Consider the following 14,071-nt stretch of genomic DNA (forward strand, 5'->3'; position numbering starts at 1 on the left):
CACCAAGCGCCGATTCGGTAAGGGAGACTGCTCAGTCTAGCCTTTCAAGCTGTGCTCACCCGGTCCGCTTCCGCCGCCGGACGACGCTGGGGTCGACCACGGTGGCCAGCAGGAGCAGCACGCTGAGGGCGCCGAGCACCATGCCGATGGTGTGCAGTCCGCCGGTGGTGGCGCGTTCTCCGTAGAAGAGGCTGATCAGGCTGGAGGAGGCGATGGCGCCGATGTACTGGGCGGTGCGGAACAGGCCGGCCGCGGTGCCGGTCTGCTCGGGCGGTGCCTGCTGGTAGAGGGCGGCCTGGTTGCCCACGGCGTTGAGCCCGTTGGGGATGCCGAAGACGATGCCGATGGCGGCGAGGAACCACACGGCCGCGGTGGCGGAGACGGTGCTCAGCCCGACCGTGGCGACGATCATCGCGATGGTGCCGATCACCAGCGGCCCGAGGATCTTCTTCTTCCGGGACCCGAACCACGAGCACAGCGCGGCCACCACGGACATCGGCAGGGTGATCAGGCCGACGGTGCCGGCCGAGTAGTGGCCGGCCTCCTGCATCCACTGCGGGTAGCCGTACAGGATGCAGTAGATGACCAGGTAGGCGGCGCCGTAACGGGCGTAGGTGCGCACCAGCGGGCCGTTGGCGGCCAGCATCCGCAGGTCGATGAAGGGCTTGGGGGCGCGCAGCTCCCAGCCGGCCATGACCGCCGCGATCACCACGCTGAGGCCCAGGCTCCACCAGGCCGGGTGCTTGAGGTCCATCAGGAAGACCAGCAGCGGCAGCAGCAGACCGGTGAAGAGCACCACACCGAACGGGTCGAGGGAGACCCAGGCGCTGTCCTTGTGGTGTTCGGGCTCGTCCTTGGGGAGCCACAGCAGGGTGAGGATCAGGCCGATGACGGCGAGCGGGATGTTGACCGCGAAGATGGCCCGCCACCCCGCGGCGCTGATCAGCAGGCCGCCGAGGGCCGGGCCGATGGCGGCGCTGACCAGGCCGGCGATGGTCAGCCAGCCGAGCACGATGCCGGGCACCTCCTGCCCCAGCGTCTGCGACTGCTTGCGGACCATGGCCATCGCCGCCGGGTACGCGGCCGAGGTGCCGATGCCGATGAAGACCCGCACGGCGATCAGCCACCCCAGCGAGGGCGCGAGCAGACCGCCGATGCCGGCCAGGCCGACGATGATCAGGCCGCTGATGTAGACCCGGCGGGCGCCGATGCGGTCGGCGACCTTGCCCATGGCCGGCTGCGCGATGGCGCTGGCCACGTAGAGCCCGGAGACCAGCCAGATGGTGGCCGCCGCCCCGGCCGAGAAGGACTTGCCGATGGGGACGAGTGCCGTGGAGATCATCGTGGAGTTGATCGGGTTGAGCATGGAGCCGATCACCACGGGGGCCACGAAGCGCGGGCCGAACCCTATTCGGCGCCGGGCGTCGCCCACCCGTTCGCCGGCGCTCACAGCGGTGGAAACCATCGCGTCTTCTTTCGTCGTCGCGTCAGGGACTGTGCCAGTGGCAGAGCCCGGCGTGACGGCACCACGTCGTCGTCGACGCCTTCGCGTCCGCGTGCCGTCAGCGGGACCAGCCTAGCCATTCGACAGGATACCTTGCAAGGCTACCTGTCTATATCGACTGCCTGTCCATACCGATAGCGGGCCGGCCGGGGGCCCGGCGCGCGTTCCAACCCCCGGCCGGCGGCTGTGGTCCGGCTACGACAACGGCAGCGCGGTGACCGTGAAGGGCAGTGAGGGGGTGGCGGTGTTGTGCTGGAACTCGGTGACCAGCAGCGATCCGTCGACCGGCAGCGCGGCGCTGGGCTGGGCGAAGGCCGGGTCGGTCAGCTGCCGCACCAAGGTGGCCTTGGAGTAGTCGGAGTTGAACGTCAGCTCGCTGACGATGTTGGCGGTGTTGCCCGCGATGTAGCCGGTGCCGTCGACCAGGTTGAACCCGTCGGGGTAGCCGAGGTCGGCGCCGGAGGTGTCGATCCAGGCGACCGTGCCGGAGGAGATCTCCACCCGGAAGAGCGCGTCCTTGTTGGTCTGGTCGAGCAGCAGGTAACGGCCGTCCGGGGTGACGGCGAGGCCGTTGGCGTTGACGCCGGCCACCCCGCCGCCGGAGGTGTACGTCATCGCGGTGCCCGACAGCGACAGCCACTTGTCCACCGTGAAGGCACCCGAGGAGTCACGGGTGATCCGGAAGACGTAGGGCAGGTAGGAGTCGGTGACGTAGCCGGTGCCGTCCGGGCCGAAGGCGATGTCGTTGAGCATGCCGCCGGAGCCGAAGGACGCGGTGGACAACTCGGTGACCAGGGCGCCGGTGGTGTCGTCGTAGACGTCGATCAGCTGCTGCCTGCCGCGCACCACGAACAGGTGGCCCTGGCCGTCGTCCTTCACCCCGGCGGCCACCGTGTGGTTGCTGTCGCCGGCCACGAAGACCGACATGGCGGCGGTGCCCACGGTGCCCCGGTAGACCGAGCCGTCCCCGTACCCGGAGACGAAGAAGGTGGTGCTGCCGGGGCGTTGGGTGATGCTTTCCGGGTAGGCGGTGCTCCCGGGCAGGGTGTAGCTGGTGACGCCGTCGGCCCAGGCCGGCGCGGTGGCCCCGGCGGCGGCCAGCAGCCCGGTGGCGGCCAGGGCGGCGGCGACCAGGGTTCTCAGCCGGGTGAGTCTCATGACGGTTCTCCTTCGGGCAGGTGGGAGCGCCCGGCCGGAACGCCGGTGCGCGTGAGGGGGCCCGCCGCGATGCGCGGGCGGGACGTACCCCGCCGCCGCGAGACGCGCGGGCGGACGGGGAAGCGATGGGGTCGCGGACGTGGCCGGGACCGGGCCCGTGACGGGCGTACGGGTGCGTACGGGACGCACGGCGGGAGGCCCACGGCTCGGCGCGAGCCTCCCGCGTTCCGGGCGCCGCCGGGGCGCCCGGGGCGGATCACACGGTCAACAGGGCGGCCAGCCGGGCCGTTTCCCGCTCGCCCTCCCCGGTGACCTCGGGCAGGGCGGCCAGCAGTGCGCCGAGTTCGCGTCCGCGCTCCTCGGGCATGACCAGCGCCGCGTTGTCGTGGAACTTGGCCAGCAGGTCGTCCGGGCCCAGCTCGTTGCCCTCGCCGCCCCGGCTGACCGGGACGTGGGCCAGCATGCCCTCCTGGCCGCCGCGGATGCGTACCAGCAGCCCGGCCGGGAGACTGCGCGGGAAGAGCGTGTCGCACACCGGGTCGGCGGCGCAGCGCACCCGCGCGGCGAGGGCGAGACGGGCCGGGTCGGTGACCGCCTCGTCGGTGAAGTCGGCGAGCCCGACGCCGAGTCCGGCCCCGCCGAGCAGGGCGGTGGCGATCACGTACGGCGCCGAGAACTTGGCGGCGTAGCCGTCGGCGGGTGCCTTCTTCACCTCGGCCGGCTCGGCCACCGTCCGCAGCACCGCGGTGGGGAAGGCCGCCTCCACCGCCTCGATGTCGTCCACCCGCAGCCCTCGCCGGCGCAGTTGCAGCGCCGCGTCGACGGCCGCGTGCAGGAAGTGGTTGCACGGATACGGCTTGATCTGGATCCGGGCGCTCTCCCAGTGGTCGCCCAGGTCGCGGGTGACCGCCTCGGGGTCGGCGGGCTCGTCCAGCCAGGCCCGCAGGAAGCCGAAGCGGCCGTCGAGCACGGTCGGCGGCGCGGTCAGGCCGCCGAGGGCGAACTGCGCGGCGGTGATGCCGCTGTGCGCCGCCCAACCGCAGTGCACGCGCTTGACGGTGCCGCCGGTGCGGTTGGCCTCCAGCAGCCCCGAACCCATGCTGGCCGCGATGCCCACGGCGTGGGCCAGCCCGTCGGCGTCGAGCCCGTAGAGCACCCCGGCCGCCAGCGCCGCGCCGAGCGCCCCGCAGATGGCGGTGGCGTGCTGACCGCGTTCGAAGTACTGCGAGTTGCCCAGCACGGTGTCGTAACCGGCCATGCCCAGGCGGACGTTGAGTTCGTTGCCGAGGGTGAGGGCGTCCAGCAGGCGGGCCGGGCTCGCCGCGGTCTCCTGGGCCACCGCGAGCGCGGCGGGCACCACGGACGCCGACGGGTGGAGCACCGAGGGCAGATGGGTGTCGTCGAAGTCGAGCGAGTGCGCCAGGGTGCCGTTGACCAGCGCCGCGTCCGCCGCGGGCAGCGGTTCGGCGACCCCGATCGCGGTGGCCGCGCCCTTGCCGGCCCGGCCCGCCACCACCTCGGCGACCTGCCGGCCGGTGGGGCAGGTCCGGCCGGCCAGCATCACTCCGACGGTGTCGAGCATCCAGGTCGCCGCCCGGGTGCGTTCCTCGCGCCCCAGGCCGCGGTGTGCGGTGTCGGCGGCGAACCGCGCGAAGCGTACTGCCGAGGCGGTCATGGCGCCTCCTCGGCGAAGAGCGCCAGCGGGCGCACCGGCGACCCGGTGCCGCCGACGATGGGCAGCGGCACGGCGACGAAGGTGAACGGCGCCGGGCGCTCGGCCGCCAGCGCGGTCAGGTCCAGGTGCTCGATGATGTGGATGCCGTGGTCGACCAGGAGGATCCGGTGCACCGGCATCACCCGGTGCCCCTGGCCCGGCGGGATGCGTTCCACCGCGGTGGTGTCGGCGCCCACCGCGCGGATCCGGCGCTCGGCGAGCCAGCGCGCGGCGTCCTCGGTGAGCCCCGGCACGCCGCTCGCGGTGCCCAGGTACGCCTCCGGGTCCGGCCAGTGCCGGCCCCAGCCGGTGTGCACCAGCACCACGTCGCCCTCGCCCGGCTCGGTGTCGCCGGCGGCGGTGGCCAGGTCCTCGGCGGTGATGCCGTAGCCGCCGGGGAGGATCTCGGCCGAGCGCGCCGCGGCCACGTCCAGCAGGAGGCCGCGGCGGATCAGCGGGGTGACGGTCTCGATGCCGTGCACGCTGAACCGGCCGCCGGTCTGCGCCCGCGCCGCCGAGTGGCCGCCGTGCAGCAGGCCGTTGTGGGACACGTGCGACAGCGCGTCGATGTGGGTGCCGACGTGGCCGCCCATGGTGAACATCTCGTTGGCCGCGGAGCCGCCGTCCGGCCGGTTCATGTCCCCGTGCCGGCGTACCAGCGCCATCCGGAACCCGGGGTGGTTGGGGGAGCAGGGCATGCCGGACTCCAGCGGCCGGCCGAGGTCGACGATGCGCACCCCGCCCGCGACGGCGGCCAGCAGCCGGTCGGTGGTGATCGGGTGTGTGGTCATGCCCCCGCCACCTCCTGGAGCGCGTCGGCGAGCTGGAGCACCCGGCGGGCCTTGGCGATCACCGGGGGCGCCACCAACTGGCCGTCGCCGCGCAGGTGGACGGAGTGGCTGTCGGTCTCCACCGAGCTGTTGAGCGCCTCGATCAGCAACCGGGCCTCCTCGATCTCCTCCACGGTCGGCGAGTACACGTCGTGGATGACCGGTATCTGGTCGGGGTGGATGGCGAACCGGCCGAAGAAGCCCATGGCCTTGCCGACCGTGCAGCTCTCCCGCAGCCCCGCCAGGTCCCGCACCGCCGGGTAGACCGACTGCGCGGGCGAGGCGAGGCCGGCCGCCCGGGAGACCAGGACCATCTTGGAACGGCACAGGTCCAAGGCGTACTCGTCGCTGCCGGCGAACAGATCCGCGCGCAGGTCGGCCTCACCCAGGCCGATCATGGAGATCCGGGAGGAGGCCGACACCAGCTGGAAGGCGTGCTCGACGCCGTAGGCGGACTCGATCAGCAGATGGATGTCTGCGCGGCAGCCGAGGGCGTCCAGCCAGCCGGAGACCTGGCGGATGTCGTCGGTCCGCTCGCACTTGGGCAGCCTTAAACCGCGCAGCGCCGGGGCGGCGACCGCCTCGATGTCCGCCCGGCACCACGGCGTTCCGGGCCCGTTGACGCGTACGTAGGTCGGTTTGGGCGGGTCACCGGAGAGGATCTCCTCGGCGACCTTGCGTGCCTCGTCCTTGGCGGTGGACGGCACGCCGTCCTCCAGGTCGAGCACGACCGCGTCGGCGTCCCCGTCGTACGCCTTCTCCACGAACCGTCCGCGGTGGGCCGGTACGTACAGGTAGCTGCGGTGCAGCTGGCTCATCACACGACTCCTTCTCGGTGTAGTTCGGCCACCCGGTCCTCGTCGACGCCCAGGGCCCCGTAGACGCGGGCGTTGTCGCCGCCGAGCCGTCCGCCGGCGTGGCGTACCGCTCCGGGGGTGCGGGAGAGGCGGAACGGTACGTTCTGCAGGCGCACGCTGCCCAGTTCGGGGTCGGGGAGGTCGATCAGGGCCTCGCGGTGCGCCAGGTGGGGGTCGGCGGCGACGTCGGCGAAGTCGTAGACCGGGGCGACGACCGCCTCGGCCTCCTCGAAGGCGCGCACCACATCGTCCCGGTCGCGTGCGCCGACCCAGGCGGCGACGGCCTCGTCGATCTCCTCGACGTGTTCCTTGCGGCCGGTGCCGGTGCCGAACCACGGCTGTTCGGCCAGGTCGGGGCGGCCGACCAGGCGCATCACGCGTTCCGCGATCCGCCGTGAGGGGGCGGAGACGGCCACCCATCCGCCGTCCTTGGTCCGGTAGGTGTTGCGGGGCGCGTTCCCCGCCGACCGGTTGCCGCGCCGCTCAGGGACGGTGCCCAGCGCGGCGTGGACGGTGGGGTAGGCGCCGACGACGGACAGCAGCGATTCCCACAGCGAGACGTCGACGACCTGTCCGTGTCCGTCCCGGTCCCGGGCGCGCAGCGCGGTGAGCACCGCGAAGGCCGTCATCACCCCGGTGACGCCGTCGCCCATGGGGAAGGACGGCAGCACCGGCGGCCCGTGCGGGTCCCCGGTCATCGCCGCCACCCCGGACAACGCCTCGACGGCGGTGCCGAACCCGGGCCGGCGGGCGTACGGGCCGCTCTGGCCGTATCCGGTGACCCGTGCCATCACCAGCCCAGGGTTCTCCGCCGACAGCGTGTCGTAGTCGAGCCCCCACTTCTCGAAGGTGCCGGGGCGGAAGTTCTCGATCACCACGTCCGCCTCGCCCGCCAGCCGCCGGAAGATCTCCTGGCCTTCCGGGGTGCTCAGGTCGAGGCTGACGCAGTCCTTGTTGCGGCCGAGCAGTTTCCACCACAGCGACACGTCGTCCTTGCGGGCGCCGAAGGTCCGGATCGGATCGCCCCTGGGGTGTTCCACCTTGAGGACCTCGGCCCCGTAGTCGGCGAGCAGACAGCCGGCCAGCGGGGCGGCCACCAGCGTCGCCGCGTCCAGCACCCTGATCCCCGACAACGGGCCCCGAACGGAATTGTCGTACACCGAATCAGACACGCGCATCCTTTCCCGCGCCCCGTGGGCACAACAGCCCCGGGAAACACTGGAATTTCATGACAGAGCACGCAAGAGATTCCCGCGAAGACGTTCGGGAAAGCCCGTCCGAACGCTTCGCCGGGACGTGAAGAAATGAATCCGCTTCACCCACGCAACAGCGGTGACCCGCCCCCAATCCCCCGTGCAGCCTTGCGGAACCTGGAAGACTTGGAAGGAAGCCTGCCTTACTGTCGACGTGTCGTCAACCTACCGGCCGCCCTGCCCAGTTGGCCCGTCGCCAAAGCGATGACCTGCGCATTCTTAACACCCGCAAGATCGCGTCCAATGCCCGGCGGCGGTGTGATGTGACTGACCACACACCACGGGCGGCGGCGGAGAAACATAACGTTGCCTAGGCCAACCAATTTTCCGGATGGAAACACCACGGACGCCCGCACGACTCATGGAAAACCCTTTGACAGCACCTCGGTGTCCATTTCCGCCGGGGCCGTGTCGTTATTCCCGGGGGGTGCCGATCCGGGGCTTTGAAAGGCGAATGAACGCAAGGCGGAGCCATGACCGTTGCGGGCGCACCCGACCGCTTCGACGGCCCGGCACGGGCAGGGGCAGGGGCAGGGGCTTCCTCGCGTGACGACGGTGAACGGCCGGTGCGCGCGGCGTCTTCGGCGCGCTCCTGGCACCGTCCGGCGGCGGGCTTCTACGACCCGCGGCAGCGCAGCACGGCGTCGGCGACCTCGGGCAGCCACACGGCCGCCACCCGGGCCGGCACACCGGCACCGGGTGGGCGCAAGGATCCTGAGGCAGTCATCGGCCTGCGGCCGGCACGGCCAGCTCACCCCCCGACAGCGTCCGCTCCACGAACCGCTCGATCACACCAGCCGTCGAATATCTTGGCACTCCCGGTGGTGGCGGGCAAGGCGCCCCCGCCCCCGGGGACCGGCGGGGCCGTGACTATGCTGATGAGCCGTTCGTGTCGGCGATCAGGGGCGCACCGCTCCGGTGCTTCGTGGGAGAGGTGGGGCGGGTGGCCAAGCCCGTACGTGCGGCGATCGGGGACGTGTGGATCAGGTGCACGTTCTGCCAGGGCGATCTGTTCCGCAACCGTGAGGTGAAACTCAACAGCTCCGGCATGGAGCTGTTGAACGTCGGCTGGGCCAACGAGTCGGCGACCGGGCTGATCTGCTGGAACTGCGGCTACGTCCACCTGTTCGTCAACCGGGACCTCGAGTTGTACAAGGTGAAGCAGACCGGATAGCGGCGCTCTCCCGCCGTCAGTGCGGGATGCCGTCGATCAGCTCACGGGCCCCCTGGCGCAGCAGGGCGACGGCGACCGCGGTGCCGAGGGTGGCCGGGTCGAGGCGGCCCGCCCACTCGTGGGCGTTGAGCACGGTCTTGCCGTCCGGGGTGAACACGCAGGCGCGCAACGACAGATCACCGGAGCGGTGGGCGGTCGCGTAGCCGGCCACGGGGCTGTTGCAGTGGCCCTGGAGCACATGGAGGAACATGCGCTCCGCGGTGGCCTCCCGGTGCGTGCCGGGGTGGCCGAGCGCGCCGACCGTTTCGATCAGGGCGGTGTCGTCCTCGCGGCACTGCAGGGCGAGGATCCCGGCCCCGATGGACGGCATCATCACCTCCGGCGGCAGGATCTCGGTGGCCGCCTCCGCGCGGCCGATCCGCCGCAGGCCCGCCACCGCCAGCAGCAGGGCGTCGGCCTCCCCGGCCGCCAGTTTCTCCAGCCGCCGGTTGGCGTTCCCGCGGAACGGCACGCAGCGCAAGTGCGGGTGGGAGACGGCCAGTTGGGCGACGCGGCGCACCGACGAGGTGCCGACGCGGGTGCCGGGCGGCAGCTCGTCCAGGGTCAGTCCGCCGGGGTGGACGAGGGCGTCGCGGATGTCGTCGCGTTCCAGGAAGGCCGCGAACGTGGTGCCGGCGGGCAACGGCCGGTCGGCGGGGACGTCCTTGAGGCAGTGCACGGCCAGGTCGGCCCGGCCCGCGAGCAGCGCCGCGTCGACCTCCTTGGTGAACGCCCCCTTCCCCTCGACCTGGGCGAGGTCGCCCATCCACCGGTCCCCGGTCGTCCGTACCGGCACGACCTCGGTGCGGATGCGCGGGTGACGGGCGGCCAGTTCCGCGCGGACGCGCTCGACCTGGGCCAGCGCCATGGGCGAGTCACGGGAGACGATGCGGATCAGCTCGGGTGCGGACATGGCGCCAACGATAGGCCCTCGCCGTGCGGTGGCCCGGCCGGGCTCCGCGCCGCCGCCGCCCGAGCCGACGTTCCGTCGGGACGACGCGGTCCGCACGGCCGCGCGAGCTTACGCACCGGCGGGTCAGCTCCGTCCGCTTCCGGCGGTGGCGCGGTGCCGTATCCCCGCGCCGGGCGGAACGGTCAAGTCGGCTTCGTACTAGGCGAGTTGACGCAACGCCTCCGGACTGACGCGCCCGGTCCATGAGACCGACACGCTCCCCACCCGGTGTCGCACCGGTATGCCGCACACCACCCTCAAGGGTGACGTCCGTGCGCCTACCGCTCACCCGGCGTCGTCGGCCGGCCGGAACAGCGCGTCGAGGATGTGGTGGATCAGCTCCTCGGGGAACTCCTCCGGCGTGCCGTGGGCCTCCTCGGTGAGCCGCATCGCGGTCGCGCCCTCGTGCAGGATCACCATGAGCCGGGCCAGCTCGCGCGGACGGACCCGGGCGGCGTGGCCCGCCTTGGCCAGCGCGTCGTCGATCAACTCGGCCAGCCCGCCGATCAGCCGCGCCTCGTGCTCGGCGAGCTGCCGGGCGACCTCGGGGTGCCGCGCCGCGTGCAGCGTGAACTCCATGGACAGCAGGAACCACCGCTGATCCGCCCGCTTACGGCCGGCCAGGTGACGCAACAGGTGCGACGGCAACTCCCGCCCCGGCCGCAACCGCCCCGCCGCCTCCCGCAGATCGGCCAGCAACTGATCGGCCTGCTGGTCGTAGAGGGCGAGGAACAGCTCTTCCTTGTCCTGGTAGTTCGAGTAGAACGCCCCCCGCGTCAACCCGGCCCGGGACACGATGTCGTGGATCGAGGTCGCATGGAACCCCTGCTCGACGAAGAGCGCGAGCGCACTCTCGTTCAACGCCGCGACCGTGACTGGACGACGCTTCGTCGGCGACTTGGGCACGAACGCTGATCCTTCATCCTCGGCTGATGTCCCCGCCGCCTCCCCCGGTACGGCACGACGCCGGGTCCTGGCGGCTCCGGCGCAGAGTTTACGGCGTCGGGCCGGCGGCGTCCGGCGGAGCGGGGCGGCTCCGGAGGGCGCCGGATGGAGCGCGGTCGGCGGCGGGGGCGTTCGGTGGCCGGTGCGGGTGGTGGCCGGTGGCGGCGGTGCCCGTCGCTCCCGGCCAGCGACCGGCGCCGCGGGCGCCCTGGCCACCCGCGCCGTAAGCGCGCGTTCAACGGCCGTCACCGGCAGCACCGTTCAGCCGTCCCCAACCCTGGCGCCCGAACCGCCCGGCCCCGCGCCGCAGGCGCCCCCCTCACTCGCCCTCGCCGGAGGCGCCTCCGCCACTCGTCCGGTAGTCGTAGAAGCCCCGGCCGGTCTTGATGCCGAGGTGGCCGGAGTCGACGTAGCGGCGGAGGAGGTCGCGGGGGGCGGTGGGGAGGGAGGGGCGTTCTTCGGCGTAGTGGTTCTCGATGTCGAGGACGACGTCGAGGCCGACCTGGTCCATCGCGCGGAAGGGGCCGACGGGGGTGCCGGTGTTGATCTGCCACATGCGGTCGACGTCCTCGGGGGTGGCGACGCCCTCGGCCACCACGGCGAGCGCTTCGCGCTTGATCGCCGCCCAGACGCGGTTGAAGATGAAGCCGGTGCTCTCCTTGCGGGCCTCGAACGGGAAGATCCCGTAACGCGGCAGTTCGGCGAGGAGCAGGTCGACGACGGCGCGTCGGGTGCTGCCGGAGGACATCACGTCGACCGCGTTCTGCGCCGGCGGCATGTAGAAGTGGATGTTGACCACCCGGCCGGGGTCGGCGACGTGGTCGACGAAGCGGCTGGTCGGGTAGGACGAGGAGTTGCTGGCCAGGATGGCGTCGGCGGCGGCGAGGCGGTCGAGGTCGGCGAAGACGCGCTTCTTCAGGTCCAGCCGTTCCGGGACGGCCTCGATCACCAGCCAGGCGTCGGCGACGGCGGCGGCCAGGTCCTCATGGACGGTGAGCCGGCCGGGCCGGCCGCCCTCGATGCGGGCGGCGACGGCGGGCAGTTCGCGCTCCACGTAGGCGCGGGCGTCCGCGAGCTGCCGTGCCGAGGGGTCGCTGATCCGCACCTCGCCACCGCGCGTGGCGAACATCAAGGCGATGCGGCGGCCGAGGGTACCGGCTCCGATCACGGCGACCGGGCGCTCTTCGACATCGCGGGGAACGGCGAACGGCATGAAGATCACTTCCTTGGGATTCCGGCCGCGCACCGGGTGCGCACCGGGTGCGGGGCGGCCTGGCGGGGGCCGTTTGCCTTGTCCCGCCAATCGGATGCACGATGTATCCGATACACACTGTATCGCGCTGCCCCGCCGGACCACGACCCCGGCGCCAGGACGGCGAACCCCGTGACGGCACCGGGCCGCGACGAGCCGCCGGTACCCGAACGCCACCGCACCAAGGAGTCCCCATGCGCCTCGACCAGGTACCCCGCCACGCCTCCACCCCGCTGACCGTCCCCGTGTACCCGCCGCGCCCCACCCGCTTCACCGACCGCGAATACCTCAACGTCGTCTACCGCACCGACCCCGACGCGCTGCGCGCCGTCGTCCCCGAGCCGCTGGAGGTCACCGAGCCGCTGGTGCGGTTCGAGGTGATGAGGATGGGCGAGGTCGACGGGTACGGCCCGTACGTGGAGGCCGGGCAGGTGATCCCGGTCCGGTACGGCGCCGAGGAGGGCGAATACCTGCACGCCACGTACCTCGACAGCTTCGCCGCCACGGCCGCCGGACGGGAGCTGAGCGCGTACCCCAAGGTGATGGCGAGCCCCCGGCTCCACACCGAGGCCGGCGCCCTGGTGGGCACCCTGGACTTCGGCAGCGAGCGGGTGGCGACGGCGACCATGCCCTACAAGTGGCAGCCGCTGGACAGCCGCACCGCCCGCGGGCAGATCACCGTGCCGACGTACGCCGTCAAGATCGTCCCCGACTACACCGGCGGACTGCGCGTCTGCGACCTGGTGCGCACCCGCATCGAGGACGTCACGGTCAAGGAGGCTTGGACCGGCCCCGCCCGCCTCCAGCTCTTCGCCCACGTCATGGCGCCCCTGGCCGACCTGCCGGTCCTGGAGGTCGTCTCGGCCAGTCACATCGTCACCGACCTGACCCTCGCGCCGGCCCTGCCGGTGTACGACTACCTCACCCGCACCCCGTCGCGGTGATCCGATGCCGCCGGGAACCGCCGGATTCCGCCGGCGCGTCGCGTCGACCGCGTTGATCAGCCCGAACTTGATCGTCCAGACCGGAAACCTTAGCGTTCGGAGGTATGGACGAGGGTGTGGAAGAGGTGTCCGGCACGGCGGTGGCCGCGGCACGTGATCTGCGGGTGCTCTTCAGCAGGCTGCGCCGCCGGCTGAAGGAGGCGTCCGCGACCGAGGACCTCACCGCGCCGCAGACCTCCGTCCTGGCCCGGCTGGTCAAGGACGGCCCCTCGTCGGCGAGCGTGCTGGCGGGTGCCGAGCGGGTCCGGCCGCAGTCGATGGCGACCACGCTCGCCGCGCTGGAGTCGCACGGGCTGATCGCCCGCGCGCCCGACCCGGAGGACGGCCGCCGCCAGGTCGTCACGTTGACCCCGGCCGGCCGTGAACGCGCCGAAGGGGTCCGCGCCACCCGCGACGAGTGGCTGGCCCGCGCCTTCCAGGACCGCTACACCGACGGCGAACGCGCCACGATCACCGAGGCGTTGCGGCTGCTCGACCGGCTGACCCAGCCCTGACCTCGCCGCCTCCGGCGCGGCGCACCGGCTCTGGGCAAACCCCGCCGGGGCCAGCAGAATGCGGGGTAGCCGACGCACGTACGCTCTTTCGGGAATCACAGTGCCGATGTACGGGGCAGGCCGTCGGCGGCGCGGCGCTTCACGGCAGATCGGACAGGTGAGATGGACGGCACCGTGCTGGAGTACCGGACCGTCTTCCATGGTGAGCGGGCCGTCGTCCGGCTGTACGGCGAGATCGACATGGACAGCGCCCCCGACCTGACCACCGCGCTCGCCCTGTGTCTGGAGACCCGGCCCCATCAGGTGATCGTGGATCTGTCGGGGGTGGCCTTCTGCGACTGCTCCGGGCTGGACGCGTTACTGCGCGCCCGGGACCACGCGGCGGTCCGGGGCATCCCGTTGACGGTGACCGGGGTGACCGCCCCGGTGGTGGTGCGGCTGTTCGCGCTCACCGGGGCCGACGTGGCGCTCGGGGCCCGGTGAATTCGCGGGGCGCGCCGCGGTGCGACGCGCCCCGGGCGGCCGGTCAGGCGCCGAACCGCACGCTCCGGAAGGCGAAGGACCCGGGGGCGTCCTGGCCGGGCGCGAGGCGGTGGCGGGCGCCGGCGCACCCCTTGTCGGCGTAGACGGTGGCGGGCCCCCGGGTGCCGTTGTGCGCGCCACTGGCGGACTGGGCCATGGCCAGGCACTTGCCGTCCGGCGGGTTGCTGACGTAGTAGCCCTTCCCCGCGGGGCCGCGCCAGGTGAACTGGCCGGACGCGGCGGTCGCCGGGCCGGCGGCGAGCGGCACGGCCAGAGCGCCCCCGGCGAGGACGGCGATCACGGTACGGAACAGTCGATGCATCACAGCTCCTTGGATCCGACAACGACGGAGTCGGGCAAAGCCGACATACCG

Annotated in this window: 14 protein-coding genes; 4 read left to right on the forward strand and 10 right to left on the reverse strand. The window is 72.4% G+C overall.

What is annotated here, in order from left to right; all coding sequences use genetic code 11:
* Window positions 1-55: 55 nt before the first annotated feature.
* From SCATT_RS29295 to SCATT_RS29320, 6 genes are all read right to left on the reverse strand, one after another.
* Window positions 56-1,465, reverse strand: a complete 1,410-nt coding sequence (locus SCATT_RS29295; RefSeq protein ID WP_014151787.1) for an MFS transporter — start codon at window positions 1,463-1,465, stop codon at window positions 56-58.
* A 234-nt stretch (window positions 1,466-1,699) separates the two neighbouring features.
* Window positions 1,700-2,662 (reverse strand): SMP-30/gluconolactonase/LRE family protein, encoded by a 963-nt coding sequence (locus SCATT_RS29300; protein ID WP_014151786.1) that lies wholly within the window; start codon window positions 2,660-2,662, stop codon window positions 1,700-1,702.
* A gap of 256 nt (window positions 2,663-2,918) precedes the next feature.
* Window positions 2,919-4,337, reverse strand: coding sequence for an MmgE/PrpD family protein (locus SCATT_RS29305; protein ID WP_014151785.1), 1,419 nt, complete (start codon window positions 4,335-4,337; stop codon window positions 2,919-2,921).
* Complete coding sequence (locus tag SCATT_RS29310; protein WP_014151784.1) at window positions 4,334-5,167, reverse strand: cyclase family protein; 834 nt, start codon at window positions 5,165-5,167, stop codon at window positions 4,334-4,336. Before SCATT_RS29310 ends, SCATT_RS29305 begins: the two co-directional genes overlap by 4 nt.
* On the reverse strand, window positions 5,164-6,024 hold the full coding sequence (locus SCATT_RS29315) for an HpcH/HpaI aldolase/citrate lyase family protein (RefSeq protein ID WP_014151783.1): 861 nt from the start codon (window positions 6,022-6,024) through the stop codon (window positions 5,164-5,166). The genes SCATT_RS29310 and SCATT_RS29315 overlap by 4 nt, the downstream gene beginning before the upstream one ends.
* Window positions 6,024-7,235: a CaiB/BaiF CoA transferase family protein gene (locus SCATT_RS29320; RefSeq protein ID WP_014626770.1), complete on the reverse strand. Its 1,212-nt coding sequence runs from the start codon at window positions 7,233-7,235 to the stop codon at window positions 6,024-6,026. Before SCATT_RS29320 ends, SCATT_RS29315 begins: the two co-directional genes overlap by 1 nt.
* Window positions 7,236-8,259: 1,024 nt before the next feature.
* Here SCATT_RS29320 and SCATT_RS29325 point away from each other — a divergent pair.
* On the forward strand, window positions 8,260-8,490 hold the full coding sequence (locus SCATT_RS29325) for a hypothetical protein (protein ID WP_014626771.1): 231 nt from the start codon (window positions 8,260-8,262) through the stop codon (window positions 8,488-8,490).
* A gap of 16 nt (window positions 8,491-8,506) precedes the next feature.
* Here the strand turns inward: SCATT_RS29325 and hemC are convergent, their stop codons facing one another.
* The 3 genes from hemC to SCATT_RS29340 all read right to left on the reverse strand — a co-directional run bounded on the left by hemC (window position 8,507) and on the right by SCATT_RS29340 (window position 11,639).
* Window positions 8,507-9,442, reverse strand: coding sequence for a hydroxymethylbilane synthase (hemC, locus tag SCATT_RS29330; RefSeq protein ID WP_014151778.1), 936 nt, complete (start codon window positions 9,440-9,442; stop codon window positions 8,507-8,509).
* Window positions 9,443-9,766: 324 nt separating this feature from the next.
* Entirely contained in the window at window positions 9,767-10,342 is a 576-nt protein-coding gene (locus tag SCATT_RS29335) for a TetR/AcrR family transcriptional regulator (protein WP_231904940.1), read from the reverse strand.
* A 403-nt stretch (window positions 10,343-10,745) separates the two neighbouring features.
* Window positions 10,746-11,639 (reverse strand): 3-hydroxyacyl-CoA dehydrogenase family protein, encoded by an 894-nt coding sequence (locus SCATT_RS29340; RefSeq protein ID WP_014151776.1) that lies wholly within the window; start codon window positions 11,637-11,639, stop codon window positions 10,746-10,748.
* 233 nt (window positions 11,640-11,872) lie between these two features.
* On the opposite strand from SCATT_RS29340, the gene SCATT_RS29345 reads away from it, so the two are divergent.
* The 3 genes from SCATT_RS29345 (at window position 11,873) to SCATT_RS29355 (ending at window position 13,659) form a co-directional block, all read left to right on the forward strand.
* Window positions 11,873-12,622, forward strand: a complete 750-nt coding sequence (locus tag SCATT_RS29345; RefSeq protein ID WP_014151775.1) for an acetoacetate decarboxylase — start codon at window positions 11,873-11,875, stop codon at window positions 12,620-12,622.
* A gap of 104 nt (window positions 12,623-12,726) precedes the next feature.
* Window positions 12,727-13,176 (forward strand): MarR family winged helix-turn-helix transcriptional regulator, encoded by a 450-nt coding sequence (locus SCATT_RS29350; protein WP_014626773.1) that lies wholly within the window; start codon window positions 12,727-12,729, stop codon window positions 13,174-13,176.
* Window positions 13,177-13,338: 162 nt separating this feature from the next.
* Window positions 13,339-13,659: an STAS domain-containing protein gene (locus SCATT_RS29355; RefSeq protein WP_014151773.1), complete on the forward strand. Its 321-nt coding sequence runs from the start codon at window positions 13,339-13,341 to the stop codon at window positions 13,657-13,659.
* Window positions 13,660-13,702: 43 nt separating this feature from the next.
* Here SCATT_RS29355 and SCATT_RS29360 read toward each other — a convergent pair whose 3' ends face one another.
* Window positions 13,703-14,020, reverse strand: a complete 318-nt coding sequence (locus SCATT_RS29360; RefSeq protein WP_014151772.1) for a hypothetical protein — start codon at window positions 14,018-14,020, stop codon at window positions 13,703-13,705.
* Window positions 14,021-14,071 lie beyond the last annotated feature (51 nt).

The sequence above is a fragment of the Streptantibioticus cattleyicolor NRRL 8057 = DSM 46488 genome (assembly GCF_000240165.1).
Taxonomy (GTDB): domain Bacteria; phylum Actinomycetota; class Actinomycetes; order Streptomycetales; family Streptomycetaceae; genus Streptantibioticus; species Streptantibioticus cattleyicolor.